Annotated in this window: 28 protein-coding genes and 1 other annotated feature; of the genes, 21 read left to right on the top strand and 7 right to left on the bottom strand. The window is 49.4% G+C overall.

Features of this window, described 5'->3' with window-relative positions; genetic code table 11:
* Nucleotides 1–77 precede the first annotated feature (77 nt).
* Genes PGX44_RS09555 through PGX44_RS09545 form a run of 3 tightly spaced genes read right to left on the bottom strand, consistent with a single transcriptional unit; the run spans nt 78 to nt 1,923 of the window.
* Complete coding sequence (locus PGX44_RS09555) at nt 78–653, bottom strand: flavodoxin family protein (protein WP_498855208.1); 576 nt, start codon at nt 651–653, stop codon at nt 78–80.
* Nucleotides 654–661: 8 nt separating this feature from the next.
* Nucleotides 662–1,384 carry an NAD-dependent protein deacylase gene (locus PGX44_RS09550; protein WP_498855207.1) on the bottom strand — a complete coding sequence of 241 codons (723 nt, stop codon included), beginning with the start codon at nt 1,382–1,384 and terminating at the stop codon, nt 662–664.
* Nucleotides 1,385–1,431: 47 nt separating this feature from the next.
* Nucleotides 1,432–1,923: an HD domain-containing protein gene (locus tag PGX44_RS09545; RefSeq protein WP_289001664.1), complete on the bottom strand. Its 492-nt coding sequence runs from the start codon at nt 1,921–1,923 to the stop codon at nt 1,432–1,434.
* 455 nt (nt 1,924–2,378) lie between these two features.
* Between PGX44_RS09545 and ileS the strand changes: the two genes are divergently transcribed.
* The 6 genes from ileS to PGX44_RS09515 all read left to right on the top strand — a co-directional run bounded on the left by ileS (nt 2,379) and on the right by PGX44_RS09515 (nt 10,692).
* The gene (gene ileS, locus PGX44_RS09540) at nt 2,379–5,186 is read left to right on the top strand and encodes an isoleucine--tRNA ligase (protein ID WP_498855206.1); all 2,808 of its coding nucleotides are present in this window, start codon (nt 2,379–2,381) and stop codon (nt 5,184–5,186) included.
* 214 nt (nt 5,187–5,400) lie between these two features.
* On the top strand, nt 5,401–6,069 hold the full coding sequence (locus tag PGX44_RS09535) for a GntR family transcriptional regulator (protein ID WP_498855205.1): 669 nt from the start codon (nt 5,401–5,403) through the stop codon (nt 6,067–6,069).
* 53 nt (nt 6,070–6,122) lie between these two features.
* Nucleotides 6,123–7,019, top strand: coding sequence for an NAD(P)-binding domain-containing protein (locus PGX44_RS09530; protein ID WP_186503127.1), 897 nt, complete (start codon nt 6,123–6,125; stop codon nt 7,017–7,019).
* A 28-nt stretch (nt 7,020–7,047) separates the two neighbouring features.
* Nucleotides 7,048–8,478, top strand: coding sequence for a four-carbon acid sugar kinase family protein (locus tag PGX44_RS09525; RefSeq protein ID WP_498855204.1), 1,431 nt, complete (start codon nt 7,048–7,050; stop codon nt 8,476–8,478).
* Nucleotides 8,479–8,493: 15 nt separating this feature from the next.
* Nucleotides 8,494–9,336, top strand: a complete 843-nt coding sequence (locus PGX44_RS09520) for a class II fructose-bisphosphate aldolase (RefSeq protein ID WP_498855203.1) — start codon at nt 8,494–8,496, stop codon at nt 9,334–9,336.
* Nucleotides 9,337–9,999: 663 nt separating this feature from the next.
* Complete coding sequence (locus PGX44_RS09515) at nt 10,000–10,692, top strand: FadR/GntR family transcriptional regulator (RefSeq protein ID WP_307973606.1); 693 nt, start codon at nt 10,000–10,002, stop codon at nt 10,690–10,692.
* 310 nt (nt 10,693–11,002) lie between these two features.
* Here the strand turns inward: PGX44_RS09515 and PGX44_RS09510 are convergent, their stop codons facing one another.
* On the bottom strand, nt 11,003–11,212 hold the full coding sequence (locus tag PGX44_RS09510; RefSeq protein ID WP_186503131.1) for a DUF1858 domain-containing protein: 210 nt from the start codon (nt 11,210–11,212) through the stop codon (nt 11,003–11,005).
* A 145-nt stretch (nt 11,213–11,357) separates the two neighbouring features.
* A complete protein-coding gene (locus PGX44_RS09505; protein WP_498855202.1) occupies nt 11,358–12,680 on the bottom strand; it encodes a purple acid phosphatase family protein in 1,323 nt (440 codons plus the stop codon).
* 198 nt (nt 12,681–12,878) lie between these two features.
* Nucleotides 12,879–13,118: a binding site (T-box leader), on the top strand.
* Nucleotides 13,119–13,162: 44 nt separating this feature from the next.
* Here PGX44_RS09505 and trpS point away from each other — a divergent pair.
* From trpS to PGX44_RS09470, 7 genes are all read left to right on the top strand, one after another.
* Nucleotides 13,163–14,149 carry a tryptophan--tRNA ligase gene (gene trpS, locus PGX44_RS09500; protein WP_498855201.1) on the top strand — a complete coding sequence of 329 codons (987 nt, stop codon included), beginning with the start codon at nt 13,163–13,165 and terminating at the stop codon, nt 14,147–14,149.
* A gap of 9 nt (nt 14,150–14,158) precedes the next feature.
* A complete protein-coding gene (gene yfbR / locus PGX44_RS09495) occupies nt 14,159–14,749 on the top strand; it encodes a 5'-deoxynucleotidase (protein ID WP_498855200.1) in 591 nt (196 codons plus the stop codon).
* A gap of 451 nt (nt 14,750–15,200) precedes the next feature.
* Nucleotides 15,201–15,611, top strand: a complete 411-nt coding sequence (locus tag PGX44_RS09490) for a hypothetical protein (RefSeq protein ID WP_186503134.1) — start codon at nt 15,201–15,203, stop codon at nt 15,609–15,611.
* Nucleotides 15,612–15,693: 82 nt separating this feature from the next.
* Nucleotides 15,694–16,941: an NfeD family protein gene (locus tag PGX44_RS09485; RefSeq protein WP_498855199.1), complete on the top strand. Its 1,248-nt coding sequence runs from the start codon at nt 15,694–15,696 to the stop codon at nt 16,939–16,941.
* Between the two features lie 3 nt (nt 16,942–16,944).
* Nucleotides 16,945–17,985, top strand: a complete 1,041-nt coding sequence (floA, locus tag PGX44_RS09480; RefSeq protein WP_186503136.1) for a flotillin-like protein FloA — start codon at nt 16,945–16,947, stop codon at nt 17,983–17,985.
* Nucleotides 17,986–17,993: 8 nt separating this feature from the next.
* Nucleotides 17,994–18,461 carry a hypothetical protein gene (locus PGX44_RS09475; protein WP_498855198.1) on the top strand — a complete coding sequence of 156 codons (468 nt, stop codon included), beginning with the start codon at nt 17,994–17,996 and terminating at the stop codon, nt 18,459–18,461.
* A 73-nt stretch (nt 18,462–18,534) separates the two neighbouring features.
* Nucleotides 18,535–19,269 (top strand): alpha/beta fold hydrolase, encoded by a 735-nt coding sequence (locus PGX44_RS09470; protein WP_498855197.1) that lies wholly within the window; start codon nt 18,535–18,537, stop codon nt 19,267–19,269.
* A 49-nt stretch (nt 19,270–19,318) separates the two neighbouring features.
* On the opposite strand, the gene PGX44_RS09465 is transcribed toward PGX44_RS09470, so the two are convergent.
* Nucleotides 19,319–20,281: a 3'-5' exonuclease family protein gene (locus tag PGX44_RS09465; RefSeq protein ID WP_186504573.1), complete on the bottom strand. Its 963-nt coding sequence runs from the start codon at nt 20,279–20,281 to the stop codon at nt 19,319–19,321.
* A gap of 39 nt (nt 20,282–20,320) precedes the next feature.
* On the bottom strand, nt 20,321–20,791 hold the full coding sequence (locus PGX44_RS09460) for a hypothetical protein (RefSeq protein WP_498855196.1): 471 nt from the start codon (nt 20,789–20,791) through the stop codon (nt 20,321–20,323).
* A gap of 212 nt (nt 20,792–21,003) precedes the next feature.
* Here PGX44_RS09460 and PGX44_RS09455 point away from each other — a divergent pair, with 212 nt between their 5' ends.
* The 8 genes from PGX44_RS09455 (at nt 21,004) to efp (ending at nt 26,766) form a co-directional block, all read left to right on the top strand.
* Nucleotides 21,004–21,621: a hypothetical protein gene (locus PGX44_RS09455; protein WP_498855195.1), complete on the top strand. Its 618-nt coding sequence runs from the start codon at nt 21,004–21,006 to the stop codon at nt 21,619–21,621.
* 96 nt (nt 21,622–21,717) lie between these two features.
* Nucleotides 21,718–22,197, top strand: coding sequence for a MogA/MoaB family molybdenum cofactor biosynthesis protein (locus PGX44_RS09450; RefSeq protein ID WP_288298843.1), 480 nt, complete (start codon nt 21,718–21,720; stop codon nt 22,195–22,197).
* A gap of 91 nt (nt 22,198–22,288) precedes the next feature.
* Nucleotides 22,289–22,867, top strand: a complete 579-nt coding sequence (cobU, locus tag PGX44_RS09445; protein WP_498855194.1) for a bifunctional adenosylcobinamide kinase/adenosylcobinamide-phosphate guanylyltransferase — start codon at nt 22,289–22,291, stop codon at nt 22,865–22,867.
* Nucleotides 22,864–23,604, top strand: a complete 741-nt coding sequence (gene cobS, locus PGX44_RS09440; RefSeq protein WP_498855193.1) for an adenosylcobinamide-GDP ribazoletransferase — start codon at nt 22,864–22,866, stop codon at nt 23,602–23,604. Before cobU ends, cobS begins: the two co-directional genes overlap by 4 nt.
* Nucleotides 23,605–23,619: 15 nt before the next feature.
* Nucleotides 23,620–24,279 (top strand): histidine phosphatase family protein, encoded by a 660-nt coding sequence (locus PGX44_RS09435; RefSeq protein ID WP_498855192.1) that lies wholly within the window; start codon nt 23,620–23,622, stop codon nt 24,277–24,279.
* Between the two features lie 8 nt (nt 24,280–24,287).
* Nucleotides 24,288–25,010: a pseudouridine synthase gene (locus PGX44_RS09430; RefSeq protein WP_498855191.1), complete on the top strand. Its 723-nt coding sequence runs from the start codon at nt 24,288–24,290 to the stop codon at nt 25,008–25,010.
* A 117-nt stretch (nt 25,011–25,127) separates the two neighbouring features.
* Complete coding sequence (locus PGX44_RS09425) at nt 25,128–26,195, top strand: M24 family metallopeptidase (RefSeq protein ID WP_498855190.1); 1,068 nt, start codon at nt 25,128–25,130, stop codon at nt 26,193–26,195.
* 13 nt (nt 26,196–26,208) lie between these two features.
* Nucleotides 26,209–26,766 (top strand): elongation factor P, encoded by a 558-nt coding sequence (gene efp, locus PGX44_RS09420; protein ID WP_186503144.1) that lies wholly within the window; start codon nt 26,209–26,211, stop codon nt 26,764–26,766.
* Nucleotides 26,767–26,813 lie beyond the last annotated feature (47 nt).

Below are 26,813 nucleotides of genomic sequence, written 5' to 3'. Positions count from 1 at the left end.
GCAAATAAAAAGAGGATGTGGACAAAATGATTTCTCATTTTGTCACATCCCCTTTTGTAAAACAGTACTATTTCCCCTTATTCGCTTGTAATCTGACGGGCAAATTCCCGGGCGTGCTCTGCTTTATTTTCATCCATAAAGACCGTCTTATAGCCCAAGTGGCGTTCCGTAAACATGGAAAGGTACGTGAGCTTTGAGTGCTTACAATAGCGTTTGATCCCTTCTTCAAAGAGGTCGGCACCCTTTTCCGGTTTATAGCCGCAGGTGACAAAAAGTGCCAGCTTTTTGCCGGCCCAAAGCGCAGGGCCTACTTCATCGCCATAGTACTTGTTGAAGCCATAGACGAAGCGGTCCAGGACATTTTTCATAGGACCTGTACAGTACCACGAATAAATGGGCGTAGCCAGGACCAGCAGGTCTGCTGCCAGGACGTCTTCGGCAATGGGCGCCAGGTCGTCGCGGCGCACGCAGGCAAAGTGCTGCCAATCCTTTTGACAGGCCCGGCAGGCGTAGCACGGGTCGATTTTCTTTTCGTACAAATAGTGCAGGGTATACGTATGGCCCAGCGTTTGCAGCTCGTCACAGAAAGGTTCCAGACATTGGGCCGTGTTACCATGCTTGCGGGGACTGCCCATGAGAATCGTGATCTTCATAGAGCCTCCTAAAGCGTGATTTTGGCGAATACCTGGCCGATCGGTTCGTGCAGGACCAGATCTGCCCGGCTATCCATATCAGTGGACGATTTGTTGATGAGGACCAGCTTGTGGCCGTGATAATAATTGATCAGACCGGCTGCCGGATAGACAACGAGGCTCGTGCCACCGATGATCAGCATATCTGCGTGGCTGATGTAGTAGAGTGCCTGCTGGACTGTATCGTTATCAAGGCCTTCTTCGTAGAGAACGACGTCCGGTTTGATCGTGCCGCCACAGGCATCGCAGTGGGGGATGCCTGTCGAATTTTTAATATATTCTGCCGAAAAGAGCTTGTGGCAATGCTGACAGTAGTTACGATGTACGCTGCCGTGCAGCTCCAGGACATTTTTACTGCCGGCTTTTTGATGGAGGCCGTCGATATTTTGGGTGACGATGGCTTTTAATTTGCCGGCCTGTTCCAGCTCGGCCAGTTTGATGTGGGCCATGTTGGGCTGGGCGTCTAAAGCCAGCATCTTGTCCCGGTAGAAACGGTAAAATTCATCCATATGTTGTTCGTAAAAGGTGTGGCTGAGCATCGTTTCCGGCGGATATTTGTAATGCTGATGATAGAGGCCGTCTGTGCTGCGGAAATCGGGAATGCCACTTTCCGTAGAGACGCCGGCACCACCGAAGAAAACGATGTTGTCTGAGTGTTTTACGAGATCGAGAAATGTATCTATGTCTGCCATGTTACCAGCTCCTTTCAACTGCAGGCGTGATGCGGCATAGGTGCCGCCTATGATAAAGCAAAGGTCGTGTTGAGGAGGTCTATGCCACTCTTGGTACGGAAAATTTTATCGCGGAAGGTAGTGATGGCCTTCTTGTCGAGACTGTCCTCGTAGGCATTAACCAGGAAATCGGCTTCTAACAGAATCTGGTAATCGGCACCGTCGACACCGGTATACGTATGATGATGGGCTATGAGCCAGCATACGCGTTCTGTCAAGGCTGGCGGGCACTGCATCTGGTCGAGAATCTCTTTGGCAATGGCCGGGCCTTCCAGTTCCTGATACTTGCCGGAAGGACTGCCGTATTTTTCTTCTGCTGCGTGGATGCCAATATCGTGCAGGACGGCGGCTACAGTGAGAATTTCCTGCGTTTCTGCCGGCAGTTGTTCCAGACGGCCAATGAGGTCGGCATAGGTATAGACCTTAAGGAAGTGCTGGATGCGCCGGGCATCGCCGCGATCATAGGCGACGGCCCGTTGTATGAGCTGAGGGATGTTCATAGGTGAACCACCTTTCTTTTATGTAAAGTACAGTATATGCTTATATTATACAATAATCCTCTTTGGACGTACAAGAGAAACGGCTGCCATCCCAGTCCGGCAGGTGGTCCGGAGCGGATCAGGCCGTGATTCTCTTGACAAATAGATAACAAACCTTTAAAATACCCGTATATACAAAGTATAAAGTATATAAAAGTAATAAGCTAAAATGCTAGGAACAAGACGGCCTGTGTCGTCAGTCTTTTCAGCGAACCGGGGAAAGTGTGAGCCCGGGAAAGACCGTATGCAGGCGGATCACTTGGGAGCAGCAGCCGCGTACCGGCTGCCGGGTTGCACCGTTATGACGCAATAAAGTGGCTGCGAGGCAGTCAATAGGGTGGTACCACGGTGATTACGTCTTCGTCCCTTTGGGGGATGGAAGGCGTTATTTTTTTACTTTAAAAGGAGGAACAACAATGGATTACGGTAAGACGCTGCATTTACCAGAAACCGAATTTCCTATGCGTGGCAATTTGCCGAAACGCGAACCGGATATGCTTGCATTCTGGACGGAAAATAAGATCTATGAAAAAAGACTGGAAAAAAGAAAGGGCTGCAAAAAATTTATTTTGCACGACGGTCCTCCGTATGCCAATGGTAAACTCCATATCGGTCATGCCCTGAATAAGGTGCTGAAAGATATCATCTTAAAATATAAGACCCAGACCGGTCATTATACGAAATACATCCCTGGCTGGGATACGCACGGCCTGCCGATCGAACATGCCGTCATCAAGGCTACGGGCCTCAACCGTCATGAAATCGCGCCGCTCGATCTGCGTGCCAAATGCCGCGAATACGCCTTGGAAAACGTAGCAATGCAGAAAAAGGATTTCATCCGCTTCGGCGTTCTCGGCGATTGGGAACATCCGTACCTGACGCTGCAGAAGCCCGTCGAAGTCGCCCAGATCGGCGTTTTTGGTGAAATGGCCAAAAAAGGCTATATCTACAAGGGCCTGAAGACCGTCTACTGGTGCCCCCATTGCGAAACAGCGTTGGCTGACGCAGAAATCGAATACAAGGACGACAAATCCATCTCCCTCTATGTCCGTTACCCGGCTCATGACCTGGGCAATGACAAGGGCAGCCACATGCCGGCCGGCGCCGATCCCGAAAAGGTTTCGGCCCTCATCTGGACGACGACGCCTTGGACCGTACCGACCATCATGTGTTTGTGCGTCGGCCCGGACATCGACTATGTATGGGTCAAGGTTGGCGATCAGTACATGCTCATGGCTAAAGAACTGGTAGCATCTGCTATGGCTGCCGGCAAGGTAGAAAACTACGAAGTATTGCCGGACGTCATGAAGGGCAGCCAGCTCGAAGGCCTGGTCTTCCAGCACCCCTTCTACCCGGATCGTAAGCTTCCCGTCGTCTGCGGCGACCACGTCACCCTGGAAAGTGGTACCGGTGTCGTCCACACGGCTCCTGACCACGGCGAAGATGACTTCAACGTCTGCAAGAAATACGCGGCCTGGGGCCTCAAACCGATGGGTACGACGGACTCCCGGGGCTGCTACACGAAGGTCATTCCTGATTACCAGGGCATGTTCGTCTTCGATGCCAATGTGCCTATTCTGAAACGACTGGCTGAAGAAGGCTGGCTCTTTGCCAAAGCTTCCATGCGCCATCAGTATCCGCATTGCTGGCGTTGTAAGGAACCGATTCTCTACCGTGCTACGGAACAGTGGTTTGCTTCTGTCGATGGTTTCCGCCAGGAAGCACTGGACGCGATCGATAAAGTCCGCTGGATCCCGGCCTGGGGCCACGACCGTATTTACAATATGATCCGTGACCGCGGTGACTGGTGCATTTCCCGTCAGCGTGTCTGGGGTGTGCCGATTCCTATTTTCTACTGCAAGGATTGTGGCGAACACATCATCAATGACGAAACGATCCAGCATCTGCAGGCCATGTTTGCCAAAGAAGGGTCTAATACGTGGTGGATGCACGACGTAAAAGAACTCATGCCGGAAGGCTACAAGTGCCCGCACTGCGGCGGTACAGAATTTACAAAAGAAACGGATACGATGGATGTTTGGTTCGATAGCGGCTGCACGCACCAGGGTGTCATGAAGAATGATCCTGATTCGGGCTACCCTGTCGATATGTATCTCGAAGGCTCTGACCAGCATCGCGGCTGGTTCAACAGCTCCCTCCTCACGTCTGTTGCCATCAATGGCATTGCCCCGTACCGTCAGGTACTGACCCACGGCTTCACTGTAGATGGCGAAGGCCGTAAGATGAGTAAATCCGTAGGCAATACGGTAGCACCGCAGGAAGTTATTGATCAGTACGGTGCCGACGTCATGCGTCTCTGGGTTTCCTCGGCTGACTATCAGGGTGATATCCGCCTGTCGCCGAAGATCCTGAAACAGCTTTCCGACGTATACCGCAAGATCCGTAATACCTTCCGTTACCTCTTGGGCAACCTGGCCGATTTCAATCCTGAAACCGATGCTGTAGCCTATGAAAATATGACGGAACTCGATAAATGGGCACTCCTGCGCCTGGAACAGGTCTTTGAAACTGTCACAGATGCCTATGAAAACTATCAGTTCCACGTTATGTATCACGCGATTCACAACTTCTGCACGGTTGATCTGAGTGCTATCTACTTGGATATCATTAAAGACCGCCTCTATACGGAAAAAACGGATGCCCTCATCCGCCGTAGCGCCCAGACTGCCATGTATCAGATCCTCGATACGCTGGTCAAGATTATCGCGCCGGTTCTTTCCTTTACGGCAGAAGAAGTATGGCAGAACATGCCGGCTGTCACAGGCAAGGAAGAAAGCGTCCTTCTCACGGATTGGCCCCAGGCTCATCCGGAATACCTGAACGCCGATCTGGACGAACATTGGCGTCAGCTCCTTTCCTACCGCAGCGACCTCATGCGGGTCCTCGAAAATGCGCGTAAAGCCCACCTTATCGGTCATCCTCTTGATGCGGCTGTTACCATTTACGCTAGCGGTGAAGATTATGACTTCCTGGCAGCGGTTCAGGATAAGCTTGCTACACTCCTCATCGTCAGTGAAGTTACCCTGGTGCAGGGTGATGCTCCGGCTGAAGCTGAAGCAGGCGAAGACCATCCGCAGATGAAGGCCGTCGTCGCTCCGTCGGCTAGCGAAAAATGCGAACGTTGCTGGCGTCATGACGCCACCGTTGGCACGGATGCCGATCATCCGACACTGTGTGCCCGTTGTGCATCGGTTCTTAAATAACAATATTATATGGGGGTATCCCCATGTGCTAAAGAGTACTGCAGCGTTTTTTCTGCAGTACTCTTTTTTTATATATGCATTTAGTTTATATATTTGTAACCATAGTAACAAATATGTATGATGAATATTTCTAAATGTATTGACACTATTGCAATGGAGTAGTATGCTACATACAAGTACTGTATATTAAGAAGGTGAGTTGCAGGAGGAAGTCGTGATTACCAGAATTTCAATTAAGGAACAAGTCTATGAATACTTAAAAAAAGGCGTTGTCGAAGGCAAGCTTCAGCCTGGTATGGTCTATTCGGAACAGATGATTGCCGATACGCTGCACGTATCGCGGACGCCTGTCCGTGAAGCCATCCAGTTGCTACGCCATGAAAATCTGGTAGAGGTATACAGCAACCGTGGCTTTGGCGTCAAAGATATTTGCGCTGCCGATATAGAGGAAATTATCCAGGCACGTCTGGCTATCGAAGGCTTTGGCGTCCGGTTATTGGCGCGCCAATACGCTAGTGCTCCGGCACAAGACACAAGACGGCAGTTACAGAAAACAGTAGAAGATATGAAAAAAATCAAGGCAGGCAAAAAAAATCACTATTTGTTTACCCAAGCCGATGTATCTTTTCACCGTTTACTCGTTCAATTCACGAATAATCCGTATTTGATGCAGGTTTCGGATATGATACAGACGAAGCAGGCACAGGCAACAGTACATTCGTTACAGGAACAATCGCGTATGGATCAGGCTGTTGAAGAGCACGAAAGAATCCTTTCTGCGTTGGCGGCAGGAGAAGAAGAGGAAGCCGTACGTGCTTTTGAATATCACATGCAGGTAACACGGCAGATTCTTCATGCTGAAAGTGGTCTCGAAGACGCGTAAAGTAAGAGTGGCATTTATTTTTACATGTAGTTATATTAAAGGAGGAAACGAGTATGTTAAAAGTTGGCTTTGTAGGATTAGGTGTTATGGGTAAACCGATGGTTATGAACATGCTGAAAGCCGGCATTGAAGTAACCGTATCGGATTTGAAACAGGAATTAGTTGATGAAGTTGTTGCAGCAGGTGGTAAATCGGCTGCATCGCTGAAAGAATTGGCAGCCGGTAAAGACGCTGTCTTCACGATTTTACCGACGGCTGCTATTGTACAGAGCGTACTTACGGCTGAAGACGGCATCCTCGCCGGTGTCGATGCCGGTACGGTAGTCGTAGACAGCAGCTCCGTATCTCCTATTGAATCCCAGCAGTGCCGCGATTTGGCAGCTGCCAAAAATTGCCCCTTCCTCGATGCGCCTGTAAGCGGTGGCGAAGAAGGCGCTATTAACGGTACCCTGGCTTTCATGATCGGTGGCGACGAAAAAGCAGCCGAAAAGATCAAAGAAGCCTTTGAAGCTATGGGCTCGAGCTGGCTCGTCGTCGGCCCGACAGGCAGCGGCTCTGTTACTAAACTGGCTAACCAGATCATGGTTAACGTCAACATTTGCGCCGTTGCTGAAGCACTCGTTCTGGCACAAAAAGCCGGCGCCGATCCGAAAAAAGTTTTTGAAGCTGTTCGTTGCGGCTTAGCAGGCAGCACCGTATTGGAAACGAAAGCTCCGAAAATGTTCAACCGTGACTTCCGCGCTGGCGGTACGATCAAGGTTAACCTGAAGGATATTACAAACGTCATGAATACAGCCCGTGACCTCCAGGTACCTCTCCTCCTTTCCAGCATTGTACAGCAGATCCAGCTCAGCCTTAAACAGTCTGGCCACGTCATGGACGATCATGCCGGCTATGTACAGTTCTACGAACAGATTTCCGGCGTTACCGTAAAGACCAACGAAAAATAAGACCTGAGCGAAAGGGGAGACAAAAAGCATGGCAAAAGTATTAAAGGCTGAATTATTTCAGTCCTTGCCGAAAGTACAGGTAGATGAAGAAAAAATCAGTCAGGAACTCCTGAAAGAATTAAAAGAATTCAATAAAAAAATCGTTGTGCTCGATGATGATCCGACAGGAACGCAGACAGTTCACGATATTTCTGTATACACAGAATGGACGGAAGACACGCTGACACAGGGCTTTAACGAAGAAAATTCGGAATTTTATGTGCTCACCAATTCCCGTGCGTTTACCCAGGACTACACGCGCCAGGTACATACAGATATTGCTAAACGCGTGTCCGACGTAGCCAAAGCAACGGGTAAAGATTTCATCATCATCAGCCGCAGCGACTCTACACTGCGCGGGCACTATCCGCTGGAAACAAAAACCCTGAAAGAAACACTCGAAGCCAACGGGGCTCCTGTCATCGATGGGGAAGTACTTATGCCGTTCTTTAAAGAAGGCGGCCGCTTTACCATTGGCAACGTTCACTATGTACAGGAAGGGGAATACCTCGTTCCGGCTAACGAAACGGAATTTGCCCAAGACAGCACCTTTGGCTATAAAGCGGCTACGATGCCTGAATACATTGAAGAAAAAACGGGCGGCGCCTTTAAAGCAGACAGCGTAACCTGCATTTCTTTAGAAGATCTGCGGGCCGGTAATGTCGATGCTATTGCCCAGCAGTTGGTTGCCGTTCATGACTTCAACAAAGTAATCGTCAACTGCACCGATTATATCGACGTAAAAGTATTTGCGTTGGCTTTGCTGAAAGCCATGCGCGAAGGCCGTCATTTCATGTTCCGTTCGGCAGCTGCACTGACGAAGGTATTGGGCGGCGTGTCCGATAAAGAATTGCTGACGAAAGATGAATTGGTCGTCAAAGGCAATACGAACGGCGGTCTCATCATCATTGGCTCCCATGTAAAGAAGACGACTCAGCAGCTGGAAAAGCTGCAGGAACTGGATAGCATTGAATTCATCGAATTCAATCACCTCATGGTTCTGGAATCGGATGAAAAACTGGAAGCTGAAATCGAACGGGTTATTAAAAAGACGGAAGATAATATTAAACATGGCGTAACGACAGCCGTTATGACAGGCCGTAAGCTGTTAAAGATGGATACGAAAGAAGATTCGCTGCGCGTTTTCGTTAAGATTTCTGATGCCCTCGTACAGATTGTCAACCGTCTGACGATTCAGCCGAAATTTATCATTTCTAAAGGCGGTATCACGTCCAGTGACGTAGCTACCAAGGGCCTGCATATTAAAAAAGCCCTGGTTCTGGGCCAGGTTGCTCCGGGGATTCCTGCCTGGAAAGCCGGCAGTGAAAGCAAGTTCCCGGGTATGAGCTATGTTGTATTCCCGGGCAATGTAGGCGAAGTAACGACGCTGCGTGACGTCGTTGCTATGATGAATGCCTGAGACAGGAGTTAGTCTATGCTGATCAATCTTAAACAAATGCTGCAATATGCAGAGGAAAGGAAGATTGCTGTACCGTCTTTTAACGTGTATAACGTAGAATCGGTACAAGCTGTCTGGCAGGGGGCGCAAGAAACCCAGACGCCGGTTATTATCTCGTTTGGTGAGTCCTATGACAGCCATATGCCTATTGAAGCAGCTGCAGCGCTCATTTTGTCTTATGTACGTGATGCGTCTTTGCCTGTCGTCTTGCATTTGGACCATTGCCGCAATGAAAAGAATATTCTTCGTGCCCTGCGGGCCGGCTTTACTTCCGTCATGTTTGATGCGTCAGCCCGTCCGCTTCAGGAAAATATTTCCCTGTCCCGCCATATTGTCTCCCTGGCCCATGCCTTGGATGTCAGTGTAGAAGGGGAACTGGGCTACATGAATGAAGAAGACGGTAGTGGCGTAGTGCAAGGAACACAAGGGTATACGACCGTTGCAGCGGCACAGCAGTATGCGTTGGAAAGCGGTATAGATGCATTGGCAATTGCTATTGGCAATGCCCACGGTATTTATAAAGGAACACCGACACTCGATTTGGAACGCCTTTCTGAGATTGAAGCCGCTACGGATATTCCCTTGGTGCTTCATGGCAGCTCCGGAATTCCGTTCCCCTTACTGCAAGAGGCCATTGGCCGGGGCATCCGTAAAATCAACATCAATACGGAAGTGTCTACTGCAGGCATTCAGGCTGCGCGCGTGTTCCTGGCAGAACACATGGATCCGAATACGCGGTTTGAAACGATGACCAAGGCTGCTGAAGCAGCTATGGCCCAGGTAGTAAAAAAATATATACACCTATGCAGCCAGCAGTGAATAACTGATGACTGAACGTACGCACGACACCGGAGGAGAGAAGAATCAGGTGTCGTGCGTATTTTTTGTGTCTAAAAGGTGATTATTGCATTTTTGATATAAGAAATGATTTATTTATGTTTTGTATGCATAGAACACATTCCTGATTGACATTTTTTAAATATGTTATATAATAAAAATATAAAGAAACCAGTGTGATCATTAAGTACGTACTTAATGTAACATTGTTAGTGTCCTAGTATTATACAAAAACGATTCCCTAGCATTGCGAGCGAGAAGTCAAAAGGAGACTCTGCCTTACCGTACTCTGCGAGTAGCTCTGACAGTATTGGTTCTGCCCCCGTTTTAACAAAACGAACGATGAACAACGCTGAGAACCAACTGGAGGGGAGGGCATCATTATGAATAGAATTAAAAACGCTATTCCGCTGTTAACAACTGTGGTTATCATTAGCCTTGCAGCTGCCGTCATTTATTTTGAATAATTTGTTTGTAGAGATGATACAGAAAGAGGCATAGAAACTGCCGCTGCGTTAGTGCAACGGCAGTTTTTATTTTGTCTGTATGGCTCCTAGGCTGCACCCCGCCAGATGGCGGGTCGTATGCAGAGGTACTGGAACACTAACAACTGCAACGATCACAGAGGAGAAAAAGGAGAGGCATATGGCAGAAAACCGTATTTTAGCACAAGATATAGCCGATCAAATTTTAGCCATGATTACGGAAGAAAAACGCTTCCATGCAGGCGACCGGCTACCCAATGAAAACGATTTTTCCAGGGAACTCCATATTAGCCGCAATACGTTGCGCGAAGCAATCCGTATTCTCAGTGCCTATGGCATTTTACATATCCGTCGGGGCAGCGGTACCTTTGTTACCGACGCTGTCGAAAAAAAGGATTTGGAAAAACGGATCAATCCCTTTTCGGAGATGGAATTGGATGTACACGACTTTAACGAATTAAATGAAATGCGGCTCATTCTGGAACCGGCGGCTGCCTATTTGGCGGCTAAACGGGGCAGCGAGCGGGAAATTAAGCGTATCGTAGAATTAGGTCACGAAGTTGAAAAAAAAATCCGTAACCGTGAAGACCGCACGGAAGCGGATAAAGCATTTCATGCAGCCATTATCCAGGCTGCGCACAACCGCTATCTGGAAAAGATGATTCCTATTTTGTACCGCATCATAGCCCAGGATGTATCCTATTACGATCAGTATGTACAAGCCGGCGAAAGCACTATAACGGATCATCTGTTAGTGGCAGAATTTTTAGAACGCCGCGACCCGATTGGAGCGCGTGATGCCATGCGAATCCATATGCAGCATGGTATTACTAAAAATCATTTTGATATATAATGTGAACGATAGAGAGAATACTTCCACCCTTTGTGGCAGAGGTATTCTTTTTTTGAATTTATCTTTCTAAAGGTTTGGAAATTTCCTTGACAGAAGAAACAAGTAAGCATATAATATCCACATTAGTTGAACAACTTCATCATGTCCAACTAATGTGAGAATGTTTGCCACCAATACAAATAATAGCCACATCCACAAGAGAAAAAGACTCCGGAAGCCACGCCGGAGTCTTTTTCGTTATATAGAGATACCTCTTAATATAGTATATAAAAAAGCCAGCCCATAACAGGCTGGCCTTTTTATATGTTCATTAGTTATTGCTGTCAGCAATACATTCATTGAGATCGGCAACTAAGGCATCTACGTCAATTCCGTGTGCACCGGCACCTTCGCCGATAGTTTCGAAATGAGCGGCCATGCAGCCAATGCAGCCCAGACCATAAGCCTGGAAGATCTGAACGATCTGCGGATATTTCTGGACAGCAGCAATAATACCTGTATCTTTAGTAATAGCTGGCATTTTGATTCCTCCCTACGAAATACAGTTCCGGACGTTAATCTCCGGACTTGAGTTTATTATATCATACTTATTTCGCTTGACTAGTACCATTTGCAACGAAAAATGAAGAAAGTTTACGTTTTTTGTCCTCTTAAGGGAAAAGACGTTATTTTTCGACACTTGCCGTATCGAGAAGGGTACCGTCAGGCAGGAAGCACTGGAAGGTAAGCTTATTTTTCGTTGCTTCCATGACCATGTAATTGTCTGTTTCCGGCTGGGGTGGTACGTATTCGTCTAAGGGATGGGTAGCCCAGAGGCTGGGATACCGTACGTTGCCGGCGACACCCGTGAGGATGTAGAGCGGACCTGCGGGATCGCGCTTAAACTGGCGGATGTGGCCACGGTTACGGTATGTGTGGAGATGGGCCGACAAGACGACGTCGACGCCGATTTGGTCGAAAATAGGCATGAACGTTTCCCCTTCAGCAGAAAAGCCGTTTTGCCGGTCGCCACTACGCACAGCCGGATTGAAGGCGTATTGCAGAGGATCTTTGTGCATGACGATGATCTTCCATTTCTTGTCTGTCTTGGCGGCGTCGTTCTTGAGCCAGGCCACTTCGTCGGCTTCCAGGGATGGCTGGAACTGTTCCATTTCCGTAAACTGCGTATCCAGGCAGATAAAGTGGATGTCGCCGTAATCGAAGGTATAGAACTGGTTCTTATACTTTTTCAGGCCATTATCGGGCAGGGAAAAGTAATGTACGTAGGCTTCGGGGAAGCGGACCTTCCAGTCGCGGTTGTATGTTTCGTGATTGCCCGGAATGGGGGCAATCGGAATGGCACTGGCCATTTTTTCGATGGCGCCGAACCAGGCGCTCCACTGGTAGTGGTCCTGGCCGTTATCGACGAGGTCACCCATGTTGATGTAGAACTGGGCATCCTGGTTGCGTTCATACGCTGGCACAGCTGTATCACGCCAGACGGAATAGTCGCTGGACTGGGAATCAGGGAAGATGAGGGCCTTAAAATCGCTGCCCTCTGCCGTGTGAAGCGAATACCAGTCACTCCGCTTGTCGCCATAACCAATGCGGTACTCATACGCCGTACCGGTCTTTAAATCCTGGATGGTTGCCGTGTGGAGGTACGTCGTCGTATCGTCGTCCGTAAAAGTTTCATTGCCGGCAGAAATGACAAAGGCATCTTCAGCATCCTTTAGGCGGTATTCGACAACAGCTTCTTCCTCAGAAAGGGCTGATTGCCAGGAAATGGTACGTGACGTACGGCTATCTGCCGTAATGACCTGCCACAAATGGAGCATGTCCACATCGCTCGTGAGCTCATAATGGGCAGCCGCCGCCTTTGTCGAGCGCACGGCCTGATGAGTGACGGTCTTGGCGCCAGGAATAAATTCATATGCTAAACCGCCGGCAACACCGATAGCGGCCAGGCCGGCGAGCTTTAAAAAGGTTCTGCGTGAAATAGGTTCCAAATAAAAGGCCCCCTCTGTATCCTTTTAATCATGAAGAAATAATAATATCTATTATAGGACCTTAAGTGTGCTTTAAGTCAAGTGTTGACTTGAAAAAATATGACTTTAGGGGAAGGCATCCCTTTGAACGCGGTGATTTCTGTGTCCATATATTGACAAGGCCTGTGAGAGGATATACAATTACACCTGTACAAAGAGATACAGTCTATGAACGGGAGCAAGTACCTTTTTCAAAACCCTTTTCAGCGAGCCGGTGGTGGTGCAAGACCGGTAAGAGGCGGAAAAGTGAATGGGCCCGGGAGATGCCATCTGAAGCGAGTAAGATTGGCCGGAGCTTTCACCGTTACCATGAAAGAGTGCATATGATGTGCATTGCAGAGCCGGGCATTTAGCCAACCAGGGTGGTACCGCGGAACCTACTTTCCTTTCGTCCCTTATGATAGGGGATGGAAGGCTTTTTTTATATCTAGGAGGAACAAACTATGTCTATTATTTTTTCCGGCATTCAGCCGAGTGGTAATCTTACATTAGGCAATTATTTAGGCGCCCTGCGCAATTTCACAAAAGTACAGCATGACAACGAATGCTATTATTGCGTCGTTAACCAGCATGCCATTACCGTACCGCAGGACCCGAAGCTCCTGCATCAGCGTACGCGCGAGCTGGCGGCAATCTATTTGGCAGCCGGTCTTGATCCGGAAAAAGCGACGCTCTTCGTGCAGTCGGAAGTACCGGAACATGCCCAGCTCGGCTGGATCATGACGACCCTCTCTTATGTGGGTGAACTGGAACGCATGACCCAGTATAAGGATAAGGCTTCTAAGCGGGGCGATTCTATCCCGGCAGGCCTTCTGACCTATCCGCCTCTCATGGCTGCCGATATCCTCTTGTATCAGACCAACTACGTTCCTGTCGGTGATGACCAGAAACAGCATATGGAAATTACACGCGATCTGGCCCAGCGCTTTAACCGCCTTTATGGCGAAGTATTCACCATTCCCCAGATTCTCTTAGGCCACGACGGTACGCGTGTCATGAGCCTCCAGGAACCGACGAAAAAAATGAGCAAATCTGACGATAATACAACAGCGACGATTTATCTCCTTGACAATCCAAAGGACATCGAAAAGAAAATCAAACGGGCCCAGACAGACAGCGAAAACACGGTACGCTACGATGTTGATTGCCAGCCGGGCATTTCTAACCTCATCGAAATCCTCTCGGCTGTGACGGACAAGACACACGAAGAAATTGAAGCCGCCTATGCAGGCAAAGGCTATGGCGTCTTCAAAAAAGATGTGGCTGATGCGGTCATTTCTGTTCTCGAACCGATCCAGAACCGCTACCAGGAACTCGTAGGCGATCCGGAATTAGACCGTATTCTCGATGCCGGTGCGGCAAAAGCTCACGCTAAGGCCAGCGTAACCTACGAAAAGGTCTGCCAGGCTATGGGCCTCTTCCGCAAATAAGGAGTCCCTATGAGCCATTTCTTTGCTATCCTCGCGAGAATGCGCTTTATCCGGCGCTGGAGCCTCATGCGCAATACGATTGAGGAAAATATTCAGGAACATACGTTACAGACGGCTATGATTGCCTATCACCTGTGCCTCTTGCACAATCAGCGTGTAACAGCAGCAGAGGATCAGGTTGATGCCGGCCGGGCGGTCCTCCTGGCTATGTATCATGATGCCAGCGAAGTCTATACAGGCGATATGCCTACGCCAGTCAAATATTTTAGCCCTGTTATGCGTAAAACCTATGGCGAAGTAGAAAAGCTGGCGCAAAAACGGCTTTTGGAAACACTGCCTGCCTCTTTACAGGCAGCGTATGAACCGTTGCTCTGCCAGGCGGAAGAGGATCCCGTCTGGCCCTATGTGAAGGCCGCGGATATGCTCAGTGCGTACTTAAAATGCTTGCAGGAAAAGTATGCCGGCAATCGCGAATTTGATGAAGCCTATGATACGATCGGCGCCAATCTGCGCGCCCTGCCTTTACCGGAAGTGGCCCAGTTTCTTCAGGACTATGCGCCCAGCTTCCTCCTTTCTGTAGATAAGATGAATACGTTGTAAGATGTGCATGATAAAAGGCAAGCCGTTTTGTGCGTGATATAGCATGAGGACGGCTTGTCCTTTTTGTTTCCTTTTGTTCTGGCCTGGGAGTTGCAGAATTATTGAAAAATGTATAAAATTATGGTAATGGAAAGGTCACAGTTTGTTTTGATGAACTGTGCTTTTCCTTATCTAATGTAAGCCGAAGGAGCGTACCTCTACAGGCAGTATATGCTGTCATCAATGGGGAATTGCACCTTCTGTGTAAAAGCAACGTTGCGGGCCTTAGTGCCCTATACGCCACAGGCGAAGTGAATGCGCCTGTAAGAATAAGGGTAGCCTGAATCCTATGGGATATACACCAAACTTCTTAAACGGATACGGATCGTATCCCCAAAGCCCCTGCTTCCAACGGCTTACGTTATGCGGGGTGCAATTCACTATATGGATATACCATTAGGAGGTAATCGGAATGACTCTTGGTTTATTCTGGTCCCGCTATGAACTGGAATTACATGGGCAACATTTGCGTGAGATCGATGCGAAATACGAGTATCTTATACAATATGAAATGTGGAACTGGCTCATTGCCAAAATACCGGAAAAGGTACAGATACAGATTTTGCGCGGTCACAACCACGGAGAACAGTCCTGGTCCTGTCATGATTGGGTAATACATATGCTGGAATGGCTGAAAGAAAATAAATCAGCTGAAGTGTATGATGCCGTCATTGACAAAATTTCTATTGTAAAGGCGCAGCCACGGGAAGAAGCAGAACGGCATGCAGCCCGGACGCTTTCTGACTCTGAGCTGGCAGCCATGCAGGCTGCAGGATATTTTAAAGGGATCGAACGGCGGACCAAGGGGGAGGAGAAACCATAACGCGGAGGTGAGGCCATTGAAACGTGCCAGATTAATTGGCATATGCTTATTTATTTTCTTCTTTTGGGCCGGGTTGGCAGGCATGCAGCCAGCACAGGCAGAAGATGCCGTCCGGGTCATTACAATCTCTGGCGAAATCGATGCCGGCCAGGCTGCATTAGTCCAACGCGGCGTAAAGGATGCTGAAGAAAATCAGGACAAGGCCATTGTCGTAGAGATCAATACGCAGGGCGGTCTTGTCGACAGTGCGCTCCGTATTCGTGATATCTTGCAGGGAACATCGATCCCGACCATTGCCTTTGTTTCGTCACGGGCCTGGTCAGCAGGGGCGCTCATTGCCCTTTCCTGCAGGCACATCATTATGGCACCGGGCAGCAGTATTGGCGCGGCAGAACCCATACCGGCTACGGAAAAAAATATTGCTGCTTTAAAATCAGAGTTCAGTACGACCGCTGCCGATATGGGGCATAATCCGCGTGTAGCCGAAGCGATGGTAGATAAAAATGCCGGCCTGCCCCATTATGCGGCAGCTGGTGAAATTTTAGCACTTACAGATACGCAAGCGCGGGAATTGAACCTCTCAGAAGGGTCCGCTGATACCGTAGAAGATGCGCTTCATTTGTTCAGTCTGGGCAATGCCAAGGTCTACTATGAAAATAAAACCTGGTGGGATAGTGGTCTCGGCCTGCTGCAAAATGAATACGTGCGCATGCTCCTCATCGGCCTCATTCTGACAGCTGTGCTTATTGAGATCAAGACGGCCGGTGTCGGTATAGGCCTCTTGACAGCCCTGCTGCTCAGCGGTGTCCTCTTTATTTCCGGCGATGGATCTCTGGCTGATGGCCTAAAAGGGTTAGGTGCCTTTTTTGCCGGCCTTTTGCTCATCGGTCTGGAATTGGTCACGCCGGGCATCGGTATCTTTGGCGTAGTGGGGATTTTGTTTGTATTTGGCAGCTTGTTTTGGCTGCTGGGGGCTACAGTGCAGGCGTGTTATATTCTGGCTGGTGGTATTGTCATTGCCATCGTGCTCTTTTATTTCATTGGCAAGCATTTACCAAAAAGTCGTCTTTTTGCCAAAATTGCCTTGACTACCCGCTCGACGAAAGAAAAGGGATATACGTCACAGGAAGATAAAAGCAAGTACCTGTTTCAACGGGGTACAGCGATTACCGTTTTGCGTCCTGCCGGGATTGTCCGCATCGGTAAGGAACGGGTAGATGCCGTTTCGAATGGTTCCTATATCGACCGTGGCGTGGCAGTACGGGTCATTGAAGTGGAAGGTACACGGGTCGTCGTCGAACCGGTACCGGAACAGAATAAAGGAGGGTAACGTATGTCTATGCTTTCGTTATTGGCGGCACCGCTGGTCATCATTGTAGCGGCAATCGTCGTAATTTCCCTGTTTTTACATTTTGTCCCTATTGGTCTCTGGATTTCGGCCATGGCAGCCGGCGTTTCCGTAGGGATTATCAACCTTATCGGTATGCGCCTGCGCCGTGTCGTACCGTCGAAAATTATCCTGCCGTTGGTAAAAGCCAACAAGGCCGGCCTCGATGTCAATGTCAATCAGCTTGAAGCTCATTATTTGGCCGGTGGCGACGTCGACCGCGTTGTCGATGCCCTCATTGCAGCGCATCGGGCCACGATGTCCCTGACCTTTGAACGGGCCTGCGCCATCGATTTAGCCGGCCGTGATGTCCTTGAAGCTGTACAGATGAGTGTCAATCCGAAGGTTATTGAAACGCCCTTTATTTCGGCCGTCGCCAAAAACGGTATTGAATTAAAGGTACGGGCCCGTGTCACGGTTCGCGCCAATATCGACCGTCTCGTAGGCGGCGCCGGTGAAGCGACGATTATTGCCCGTGTTGGCGAAGGGATTGTTACCAGCGTCGGGTCTGCTTCGGATCATTCGCAGGTACTGGAAAATCCTGATGAAATCAGTAAGACCGTCCTCAGTAAGGGCCTTGATGCCGGGACAGCCTTTGAAATTCTTTCCATCGATATTGCCGACGTCGACGTAGGCCGTAATATCGGTGCCCGCCTGCAAACCGACCAGGCTGAAGCAGATAAGCAGATTGCCCAGGCAAAAGCCGAAGAACGCCGGGCCATGGCGGTTGCCAAGGAACAGGAAATGCAGGCTTACACGCAGGAAATGCAGGCTAAGGTCGTAGAAGCCCAGGCTGAAGTACCACTGGCTCTGGCCCAGGCTTTCCGCGAAGGTCATTTGGGCGTAATGGATTACTACACTATGCGCAATATTATGGCTGATACAAAGATGCGTGACGCCGTAGCCCAAGCCGGCGTTCCCAAAGGCCAGGCGCCGATGACGACACATAAAGACGATCATACTATGCCGCCGGTTACAGATAAGTAGGTGAGCCTATGGAAACCATCATTGGTATAATCTTGCTCATGGCACTCCTTTCGCTGCCTGATTTGCTACGGAAAAAACGCAAGTATCCTACACGCGGCCATAGCCGTCCGGGACAAAAGCCGCCTCAGACGACAGGCCGGCCGCAAACGCCGCCGGCACAGGCGCCTTATGAGACTGAGCCCGAAGAAGAAGGGCCGTGGCCGTGGCAGCGTCGCACACCGGAGCCGGAACCGGAGAGCGTACCGGAACGGCGCCGCACTTCTTCTTCTCAGCCGGCGTATACGCAGGCACAGCTCCAGGCGGCAGCAGCGTTACCTTCTTCACAGCATGATGCAGGTCCGGAAACGGTGGTACCTCAGCGGGTGCAGCCTGCGTGTTGGAGCGGCCTTGAAGGGCCGGCCCGGGATATTTACGCTGGCCTCGTGTGGTCAGAATTACTGCAAAAGCCTGTTTCAATGCGACCGAAAGAACGATAGTACGACTCTCAATGGCCGTGCCGGAAAGAGGACACGGCCCATTTGATTTTTGTCTCAGAAGGATGATACGTGAATGATTACAGAAGAAAAAATATATATTGGGGACATTCCTTGTCTCAAAATTGAAGGCCATGAAAAAGTAAAGGGCGTCATTATTTTTTACCACGGCTGGAGTTCCACGAAAGAGCTGCAATCCCTGCGCGGTCATATTCTGGCAGCCTATGGATATGACGTACTGATTCCGGAAGCTATTTATCATGGCGAACGGGGGCTGATCGATTATGACGAAAATCCCCGGGCGTATAAACGGTTTTGGGAAACAATTTTCCGTAATCTGGAAGAGGCCCGCCAGCTTATTGACTATGCCAAAACTTGGCAGCCTCACGTACCATTGGCTGTCATGGGACATTCCTTAGGCGGCTTTACGGCCTTGGGCGTACTTACTTGGTATTCTGAAGTCGTAACGGCCGTGTCTATGAACGGGTCCGGCTGGTGGGATGAATCAGAGCGGCGCTTGCGGGCAGAGCTGCCCCTTAAACCTATGGATTTTCTGCCGGAATTACAAGAAAAAATTGCCTGCTTTGATCCCTATACGCATGTGAATCAGCTGTCAGGACGCTCAGTCCTGGCTTTGACGGCAGGGGACGATGATACGGTCAATCCGGCAGCGGAAACCTTTTATATGGACCGGCTGTACCAATACGCCGGCGTACGTAGCCGCTATATTACGTATCCGGGCTTAAAGCACTTCGTTACGACGAATATGATGCAAGATGCGATCTCGTGGCTGGAAGATATTTTAGCATAAAAAAACAGGTCATCCTTTTTAGGGATGGCCTGTTTTTATACTACAACGGTTAAGGCAGGTTTTCCGCGAAATCAAGGCCCGTATCGGTAGCATAATAGGTGCCTTCCTTTTCGCCGGGTTCCAAATAATTTTTAGCGACCAGCTTTTGCAATAAAGACGTGTCGACCGGACGTTCTTCGAAGAGTTCGGCTGCCGTCTTTTCTTCCCGTTCTGCCAGGGCTACCAGGCTGGCTGAGAGCTCTGTTTCGCTAGGGCCTCCCTGCGTGTAATGGAGGCGGGGCACATACATCGGATATTCACGGCAGGCCAGGTAGAAGAACTGTCCAATAGCCCGGGCTTCGCTCAGGCAGTTATACTGATCCAGGTCGATATCCATTTCATCACAAATCGTTTCCAGCTTATTTGATTCGAAGGAGTAGAGCTTTTTGGCAATTTCCAAGGTATCGATGAAGCGGAATTGAGGTACTTCGATGCCGAAGACCGTTAAGGCGTGCGTTATACAGCCTATGACGTACGTTGCGTTATGACAGATCAGCGTGTGGTCGATAAAATAGTCTTTCATACCGGCATTCCAATATTCGCCAAATTCGTCAGCTTTGCTTAAGAGATCCCACGTTACATCAGGATTGGTTACGTGGGAAATGTCTTTTTCCGGCGGCTGAATATAGAAATAATGCTGGTCCCGTAATTCGCCGTCAGCAAATTCGGCAAAGCCAATGAGATAAATGGAATAGGGCTGTTCACCGGCGAGTTCGATAGAAACGGCTGTAAAGCGGCGGGGCCGGCGGCGTGTAAATTGTTCCGGACCTAAAGGGTATTTATAGTAGCCATCAGATGGCTTAATATCGAATTGGTGCAGATTCGCCACTTTTACGTGGGGCCGCTTGATGACGGCTTCCTTTGCCTTTTGTTTGCGATTGCGGCGGCGGATTGCCATGATCATAGAGTAAAGGACGGCTGCAATAAAAAGCACAGTGACGATCATACCGCCATAATGCAACAGGGTATTCATACGTATCAGTTCCTTTCGCGGGAATGGGAAGCGTGTTAGTTATTTGTTCTTATTGGCATTGTCTTTATTAAAACTGTGGTAGAAGGTCATGTTATAGCAATTGAAGAAGGCCTTGTCAGCAGCGTTGCCGTTGACGGAGTACCGTTCGGAAGACACGACTTCCGGGTCAGGATTGACTACCTGTGCCCGGGGAATGCCTTTGTCGTCGTAGGTCGTCGTCGAAAGGGTTTGTGTTTTTACCGCCTGGGAATTAAAGTCGTAGAAAAAGTTGTCTTCGTAGCCCGTAGCGGTATTGGTGGAAAAATCGAACGTCAGGACTGTGGCCCGGATGACGTAATAGGGCGGATCGTAGCGGATCGGGCTGATTGAAGTCATATCGATATAGGATTCCGTCAGGGCATCGTGACCAACCTGAATGTAGCGGGGATTGTCATCGAAAAACATGGCAGAAACCAATGTGCAGCTGCAAAATACGAAAAGCATCAGCGCTGAACCTAGTTTTTTTAACATGATAAATCTTCTCCTTTAAACCACAAATTTATGATTCTGATACAATATATTATAGCAGAATTCATTTTAAGATAAAGGGTTCTTTTCGTCTATTTGCATGGAACCGGCTGCCTTTATTTTGTACAATAAGAAAATAAATTTCGCTGTGCAAAAAGCAGGAGTTTATCTGTTTAGGTTGAATATTATACTATAGAAGAAATGGAAGTGATCGTATGGCTCTCTTGTACATCGGACTGCCTTTTTCGCACTGGCAGGACGAGTCTTTTTGGCGTGCTGAAGATAAGAGGCTCACACGTGCCTTTGCACAATGCGGCCAGCCTGTCAGCGCTCTTAACAGCGGTGTTGCAGGACACGCTATCTGCCAGGAAGCCGGCTGGGATGATACCTTTGTTGCCACAGGGCCGGCGTTACCGGAGAGGGACTTTTTGTCTGACGCTGTCTATTGGGAAGATTTTCTCTTTCTCTATATTTCAGCGAGTGCAGCCATGGGCCCGGAAACCTACAGCCGGTTCGTTACTGAAGCGGCACGGCAAGCAGCAGACAATGGGCTCTTTGTCGTAGCCGATCAGCGGCGCCAGGCGAGAAATAAAGAATGGCAGGCCTATGCCCATTTGACTTGGTCGGAAGAAGAACGCCCTTTGCCGCGGCAAGGGAACTGCCGGCTTAGTTTGGCTGTCCGCGCTGGCCGGGTACAAATCGATGGACCGTCTTTTTCAGCGTATCCATCAGATAGAGACAGCATTTCTTTCATGCCGCCTTTTCTATGTGCCCTGCTGACAGGGAAAACGTTAGCAGACGCTGTCCGTGCAGGCGCGCAAAAATCGGAATAACAGGCAGAGCATATAAGGCGATTGCGGCTTTATGTATAGTATCTAAAATGATGTAATGTGTTTCTCAAAAAAGGGGGTATTGTTTTGTCAAAAAAAATGACCGAGGAACATCCTTTACGGGCGGCTATTCTGACGATCAGTAACAGCCGTACTTTTTCAAATGACACGAACGGCCTGATGATTCAATCGGCCTTGACCCATGCCGGTCATCAGGTAGTGGATTATCAGATCGTCCGTGACGACAGGGAAGAAATTACACGGCATTTGCATGAATGGGTATGCAGCGTCGATGTCGTCATTACCAGCGGTGGTACAGGCCTGGCCAAGCGGGATGTGACACTGGAAGCTATTGAACCGATATTTGATAAAAAAATTACGGGCTTTGCCGGCCTCATGGATGCCCTGGCCTATCGCAACGATTGCGGTGTCCAGTCCCTGGCGTATCGTTCCAGTGCCGGCGTTTGCCGGCAGTGCCTGGTCTTTTGCCTGCCAGGCTTGCCACGCCTGATTAAAATCGGTATGGAAAAGATTATTATTCCGGAAGTATTTCATTTGCATGACGAATTGCAGAAATAAGGAGCAGGGCTCGCAAGAGCCCTGTTTTTATTTTGGCAGTACCTTTTCTTGTGGTATAATATCTCTAATCTTGTCTTGAAAGGAGAACAGTATGGCGCACCTAGTTTTAGCTACCGGTGGTTCCCGCAGCGGGAAAAGTGAGTTTGCCGAACGGTACCTGGCTGCCTGTCCCGGCCGGCATGCCTACATAGCGACAGCCCGGGCTTTAGATGCAGAAATGAAAGCACGTATTGACCGGCATCAGGCACGGCGGCCTGCAGCGTGGCAGACCTTTGAAGTGCCGGCAGGTCTCTTGGGACAATTGGATCATATTTTAGCATGTGCCGATGCCCTGCTTATCGATTGCCTGACTCTCTATGTATCTAATTTTCTGCTGCAGCGTACAGCGCAGCCTTTTGCAGAAAGTATCGCAGAAGCTGAACGTGAATGGGCGTTGGTTTTGCGTACGCTCAGGCAGAGTGGTGAAAAGACCATTGTGATTGTCACTGATGAAGTGGGATCGGGCATCGTGCCAATGGAACCCCTGAGCCGGCAGTACCGGGATCTGCTCGGCCTGCTGAATCAGCAAACGGCAGCGGCTGCCGATGAAGTGTATGTCAGTATCTGCGGTATTACGACGGAAATAAAGGCAAAGAGTGTACACCTGCCGCCGGTGGAGGACCATTTATGACACGCTTTCTCATTGCCCTGCAATTTCTGTCACGGATCCACCTGGCCAAGCAAACGGTGTGGACAAATGAGGCCTTTGGCGGTTCCTTGTGTTGTTTTCCCTTAGTTGGCACGGTCATTGGGGCACTTCTCTGCCTGCTTTGGTGGCTCTTTTCCTTTGCCTTTTCCGGTCTCTATCTCGCTGTTTGTATCGTAGCCGCCTGGTTTTTGCTCACGGGCGGCCTCCATGCCGATGGTTTTATGGATACAGCGGACGGACTTTTTTCCGGACGCAGCCGTGAACGCATGCTGGAAATACTAAAAGACAGTCGTGTCGGGGCGAATGGTGTCATGGCCTTTTTTCTCCTGGCTATACTAAAGATTTGCTTTCTCGCTAATGTAAACGGCCTCTTAGCGTATGTGGTTCTTTTAGGTGTACCTGCGGCCGCCCGCTACGGGACCCTCATCAGTGTTCTCGAATTTCCTTATGCCCGCGAAGAAGGGCTGGGCAAAGCCTTTGCCCGCTATGCCCCGGCCCATACACTGGCCTGGGGCTTCTTGGCAGCCTTGGTGCCTGTTCTTGCCGGCACCTGGTATTATCTCATTCTCTTAGGAGCTGCCATGCTGACCAGTCTGGCAGCTAACACGTATATTACACGCCATTTAGGTGGCGTCACAGGCGATACCTATGGGGCTGTCACAGAACTCACGGAATTAGTGCTCTTAGGAATTAGTGCCAGCCTGCACGGTATCCTATAAGAAAGGAAGTAATGTATGATCAAATTATATTTGGTTCGTCATGGTGAAACGGAAGGAAATGCCCAGCAATGGTTCCAGGGATCGTCGGATATCCCTTTAAATGAAACGGGACTAGAACAGGCCCGGCGTCTCAGTACCTTTATGAAACCGGTCCATTTTGATGGAATCTATGCCAGCCCCTTATCGCGGGCGCAAAAAACGGCAGAAATTATTGCAGCACCGCATGGGCTGACGGTACAAACCTATGCGGAATTGCAGGAAATTAGTTTTGGCGTCTGGGAGCGGCATACATACGATCAAATTACAAAACGCTGGCCCGGTGAAATCGAGGCCTTTTATGCCTCAGAAGGAAGGCTGAGAGCCCGCGGCGGTGAATCCTTTTTGGAAGTTCGCGATCGCATTACGAAAAAGACAAAGGAAATTCTGGCACAGCATACAGATGGCGATTCAGTCCTCATCGTGTCTCATGGTGCTGCCATCCGTTGCCTTCTTTTTGGCCTCTTAGAACTGGATTTTCGCAAGCTTTGGTGCTTCCAGCAATATAATACAGCCTTTACGATTATTGAATACTATGGCAATCGCAGCGTCATGACGCTCATGAATTGTACCCAGCATTTAGAAGGTATGCCAGGCTACGAGCCCCAATGGGTAGGCAGCCAACATACGGTCATGTAGGAGGAGCTATGAAAGGAACTATGCGCCTGGACAAAATGCTGGGCCACAGCGGCTATGGTACGCGCCGGGAAATTAAAGAATTGTGCCGCAGCGGTGTCGTTTGTGTTGCCAATCGTGTCGTAAAAGACAGCAGTGCCAAAATAGACCCGCAGCAGGATGTCGTCACCGTCCGGGGGGAACGTGTGCTGTATGAAGAGTTCTCCTATGTCATGCTCTACAAGCCGGCCGGTATCCTTTCGGCGACGACAGACCGTATGGCCCGGACGGTTCTTGATCTTCTGCCGCAGGAATTTTCCGGTGCCGGCCTCTTTCCTGTAGGACGTCTCGATAAGGATACGACAGGGCTCTTGCTGCTCACGAATGACGGTGACTGGGCTCACCGCATAACAGCCCCGAAAAAACATGTAAACAAGGTGTATAAGGCGACTGTAAGCGGTACGATTCCGGCAGATGTGGATGCCCGTTTTCAGAGCTCGTTGGTGCTTGACGATGGCCTCGTCTGCCTGCCTGCCCGGGCGGTTCCCAGTGGTGCGCAAGAGCTTACGATTACGGTGCAGGAAGGGAAGTTCCATCAGGTCAAGCGCATGTGCGCTGCCGTGGGTCTTACCGTAGAAGCCCTGGAACGATTGTCCATCGGTGCCCTGGTATTGGATCCCAGCCTGACACCTGGCCAATGGCGCCGCCTGACGGAAACGGAAAAAGAAGCCGTTTTTATACAGCCGGACCTGTAAGAAATGCATTTTTGTGCACCTATGACGGGTATTTGAGAAAAAACGGCAGTTTTTTCCTTTTCAAGGGATACTATATATGATATGATAAGTTGTAAAATAAAAAATTAGGTGATGAACATGATTGGAGAAAGACTCGTCCGTTTACGTACGTTTTTGCAGGCACAGCAGGCAGACGGAATAATCGTGATGCAACCTGAAAACCTCCGCTATTTTAGCGGTTTTACCGGTGGCGAAGGCGCCTTGGTTGTGACGAGTAAAGTGGCTGTCCTCTGGACAGATTCGCGTTATACGGAACAGGCAGGCAGTCAGTCCGGAAGCTGGTATACCATTTCTAACCACCAAGGCCGGCTGACAGCGTGTATGGCGCAGACACTGAACGATGCAGGCGTACAGCATGTGTTGTACGAAAGCAATTTTCTGACGCATTTTGCCTATGAACAGATTGCGTCGCAAACGTCATGCCGTTTTACCGGGTTAAACCTGAACATCCTGCGGGCTGTAAAGGAACCCTACGAATTGGCGGCTACACGTAAAGCCAGTGCTATTGCTGACAAAGCCTTTGCTGAATTGCTGCCCTTTATCAGGCCCGGCGTGACAGAAAAGGAATTGGGCGCACGCCTGGAAAGCAATATGCTCTTAGCCGGTTCTGAAGAAAAATCGTTTACGACGATTGTCGCTTCCGGTGTCCGGTCTTCCATGCCCCACGGTACGGCCAGTCCGAAGGTTATTGAAAAAGGCGACTTCGTGACCTTTGATTTTGGCGCTGTATGGGAAGGGTATCATTCGGATATTACCCGTACGGTCGTCGTTGGTAAGGCCAGCGATGAGCAGAAAGCGTTTTATCAGATGATTTTGGAAGCCCAGCAGTTAGGTGTTGCTGCCGTACGGGCAGGCGCGCTGAAAAAGGATATTGATGGACTTGTGCGAGATTTTTTTGCCAAACATGATCAGGCCCAGTATTTCACGCATGCCCTGGGTCATGGCACAGGCTTGGAAATTCACGAAGAACCCGTTTTGTCACCGCGTAGTTCCGGTGTCCTTGCAGAGAATATGATAGTCACGGTAGAACCGGGGCTGTACATAGAAGGCAAATATGGAGTTCGCATAGAGGATTCCGTTGCCGTTACAGCTGATGGCTGTGAAATTTTGACTAAAACACCCAAAGAATTAATGGAGCTGTTATAGGAGGAGTTAAAAGATGATTACGAGTAATGATTTCAGACCAGGTGTAACGATTGAAATTGATGGCCAGGTATGGCAGGTTGTCGAATTTCAGCATGTAAAACCGGGCAAAGGCGCCGCTTTTGTTCGTGCTAAAATTAAAAACCTGGAAACGGGTTCGGTAGTTGAACGTACGTGGAATGCCGGCGAAAAAGTACAGGAAGGTCATGTAGACCGCCGTCAGATGCAGTACCTCTATGAAAATGAAGGCATGTACTGTTTCATGGATAACGAAACGTACGAACAGATCGAATTGAACAAGGAAAGCCTTGGCACAGCTGTTAACTTCCTGAAAGAAGACATGACCGTATCGGTTATGCTCTTTAAAGGCAAGGTTATCGGCATCGATTTGCCGGCTGCCGTAGAACTCAAAGTAGTAGAAACGGACCCGGGCGTACGTGGCGATACAGCAACAGGTGGCAGCAAACCGGCTACACTGGAAACTGGCTATGTCGTAAAAGTGCCGCTCTTCATCAACGAAGGCGAAGTTCTCCAAATCGATACCCGTACAGGAAACTATATTGGCAGAGCATAAGGTCAGTTAACTTGCAAGGGGCTGTCGTAAGAAGTAGAATGCTTCTT

The organism is Caecibacter sp. AF58-12pH5A (genome assembly GCF_027681725.1).
GTDB lineage: Bacteria > Bacillota > Negativicutes > Veillonellales > Megasphaeraceae > Megasphaera > Megasphaera hominis.
The sequence above is the reverse complement of the archived record's forward strand: the minus strand, read 5'-3'. Positions and strand labels throughout refer to the sequence as shown.

Coding starts and splice junctions, on each gene's coding strand:
- PGX44_RS09465 (WP_186504573.1), bottom strand. CDS start 20,281: ATGAATACCCTGTTGCATTATGGCGGTATGATCGTCACTGTGCTTTTT.
- cobU (WP_498855194.1), top strand. CDS start 22,289: ATGGCGCACCTAGTTTTAGCTACCGGTGGTTCCCGCAGCGGGAAAAGT.
- PGX44_RS09525 (WP_498855204.1), top strand. CDS start 7,048: ATGGCAAAAGTATTAAAGGCTGAATTATTTCAGTCCTTGCCGAAAGTA.
- PGX44_RS09520 (WP_498855203.1), top strand. CDS start 8,494: ATGCTGATCAATCTTAAACAAATGCTGCAATATGCAGAGGAAAGGAAG.
- PGX44_RS09545 (WP_289001664.1), bottom strand. CDS start 1,923: ATGAACATCCCTCAGCTCATACAACGGGCCGTCGCCTATGATCGCGGC.
- ileS (WP_498855206.1), top strand. CDS start 2,379: ATGGATTACGGTAAGACGCTGCATTTACCAGAAACCGAATTTCCTATG.
- PGX44_RS09455 (WP_498855195.1), top strand. CDS start 21,004: ATGGCTCTCTTGTACATCGGACTGCCTTTTTCGCACTGGCAGGACGAG.
- trpS (WP_498855201.1), top strand. CDS start 13,163: ATGTCTATTATTTTTTCCGGCATTCAGCCGAGTGGTAATCTTACATTA.
- floA (WP_186503136.1), top strand. CDS start 16,945: ATGTCTATGCTTTCGTTATTGGCGGCACCGCTGGTCATCATTGTAGCG.
- PGX44_RS09485 (WP_498855199.1), top strand. CDS start 15,694: ATGCAGCCAGCACAGGCAGAAGATGCCGTCCGGGTCATTACAATCTCT.
- PGX44_RS09530 (WP_186503127.1), top strand. CDS start 6,123: ATGTTAAAAGTTGGCTTTGTAGGATTAGGTGTTATGGGTAAACCGATG.
- PGX44_RS09425 (WP_498855190.1), top strand. CDS start 25,128: ATGATTGGAGAAAGACTCGTCCGTTTACGTACGTTTTTGCAGGCACAG.
- yfbR (WP_498855200.1), top strand. CDS start 14,159: ATGAGCCATTTCTTTGCTATCCTCGCGAGAATGCGCTTTATCCGGCGC.
- PGX44_RS09435 (WP_498855192.1), top strand. CDS start 23,620: ATGATCAAATTATATTTGGTTCGTCATGGTGAAACGGAAGGAAATGCC.
- PGX44_RS09430 (WP_498855191.1), top strand. CDS start 24,288: ATGAAAGGAACTATGCGCCTGGACAAAATGCTGGGCCACAGCGGCTAT.
- cobS (WP_498855193.1), top strand. CDS start 22,864: ATGACACGCTTTCTCATTGCCCTGCAATTTCTGTCACGGATCCACCTG.
- efp (WP_186503144.1), top strand. CDS start 26,209: ATGATTACGAGTAATGATTTCAGACCAGGTGTAACGATTGAAATTGAT.
- PGX44_RS09555 (WP_498855208.1), bottom strand. CDS start 653: ATGAAGATCACGATTCTCATGGGCAGTCCCCGCAAGCATGGTAACACG.
- PGX44_RS09490 (WP_186503134.1), top strand. CDS start 15,201: ATGACTCTTGGTTTATTCTGGTCCCGCTATGAACTGGAATTACATGGG.
- PGX44_RS09470 (WP_498855197.1), top strand. CDS start 18,535: ATGATTACAGAAGAAAAAATATATATTGGGGACATTCCTTGTCTCAAA.
- PGX44_RS09510 (WP_186503131.1), bottom strand. CDS start 11,212: ATGCCAGCTATTACTAAAGATACAGGTATTATTGCTGCTGTCCAGAAA.
- PGX44_RS09450 (WP_288298843.1), top strand. CDS start 21,718: ATGACCGAGGAACATCCTTTACGGGCGGCTATTCTGACGATCAGTAAC.
- PGX44_RS09475 (WP_498855198.1), top strand. CDS start 17,994: ATGGAAACCATCATTGGTATAATCTTGCTCATGGCACTCCTTTCGCTG.
- PGX44_RS09550 (WP_498855207.1), bottom strand. CDS start 1,384: ATGGCAGACATAGATACATTTCTCGATCTCGTAAAACACTCAGACAAC.
- PGX44_RS09515 (WP_307973606.1), top strand. CDS start 10,000: ATGGCAGAAAACCGTATTTTAGCACAAGATATAGCCGATCAAATTTTA.
- PGX44_RS09460 (WP_498855196.1), bottom strand. CDS start 20,791: ATGTTAAAAAAACTAGGTTCAGCGCTGATGCTTTTCGTATTTTGCAGC.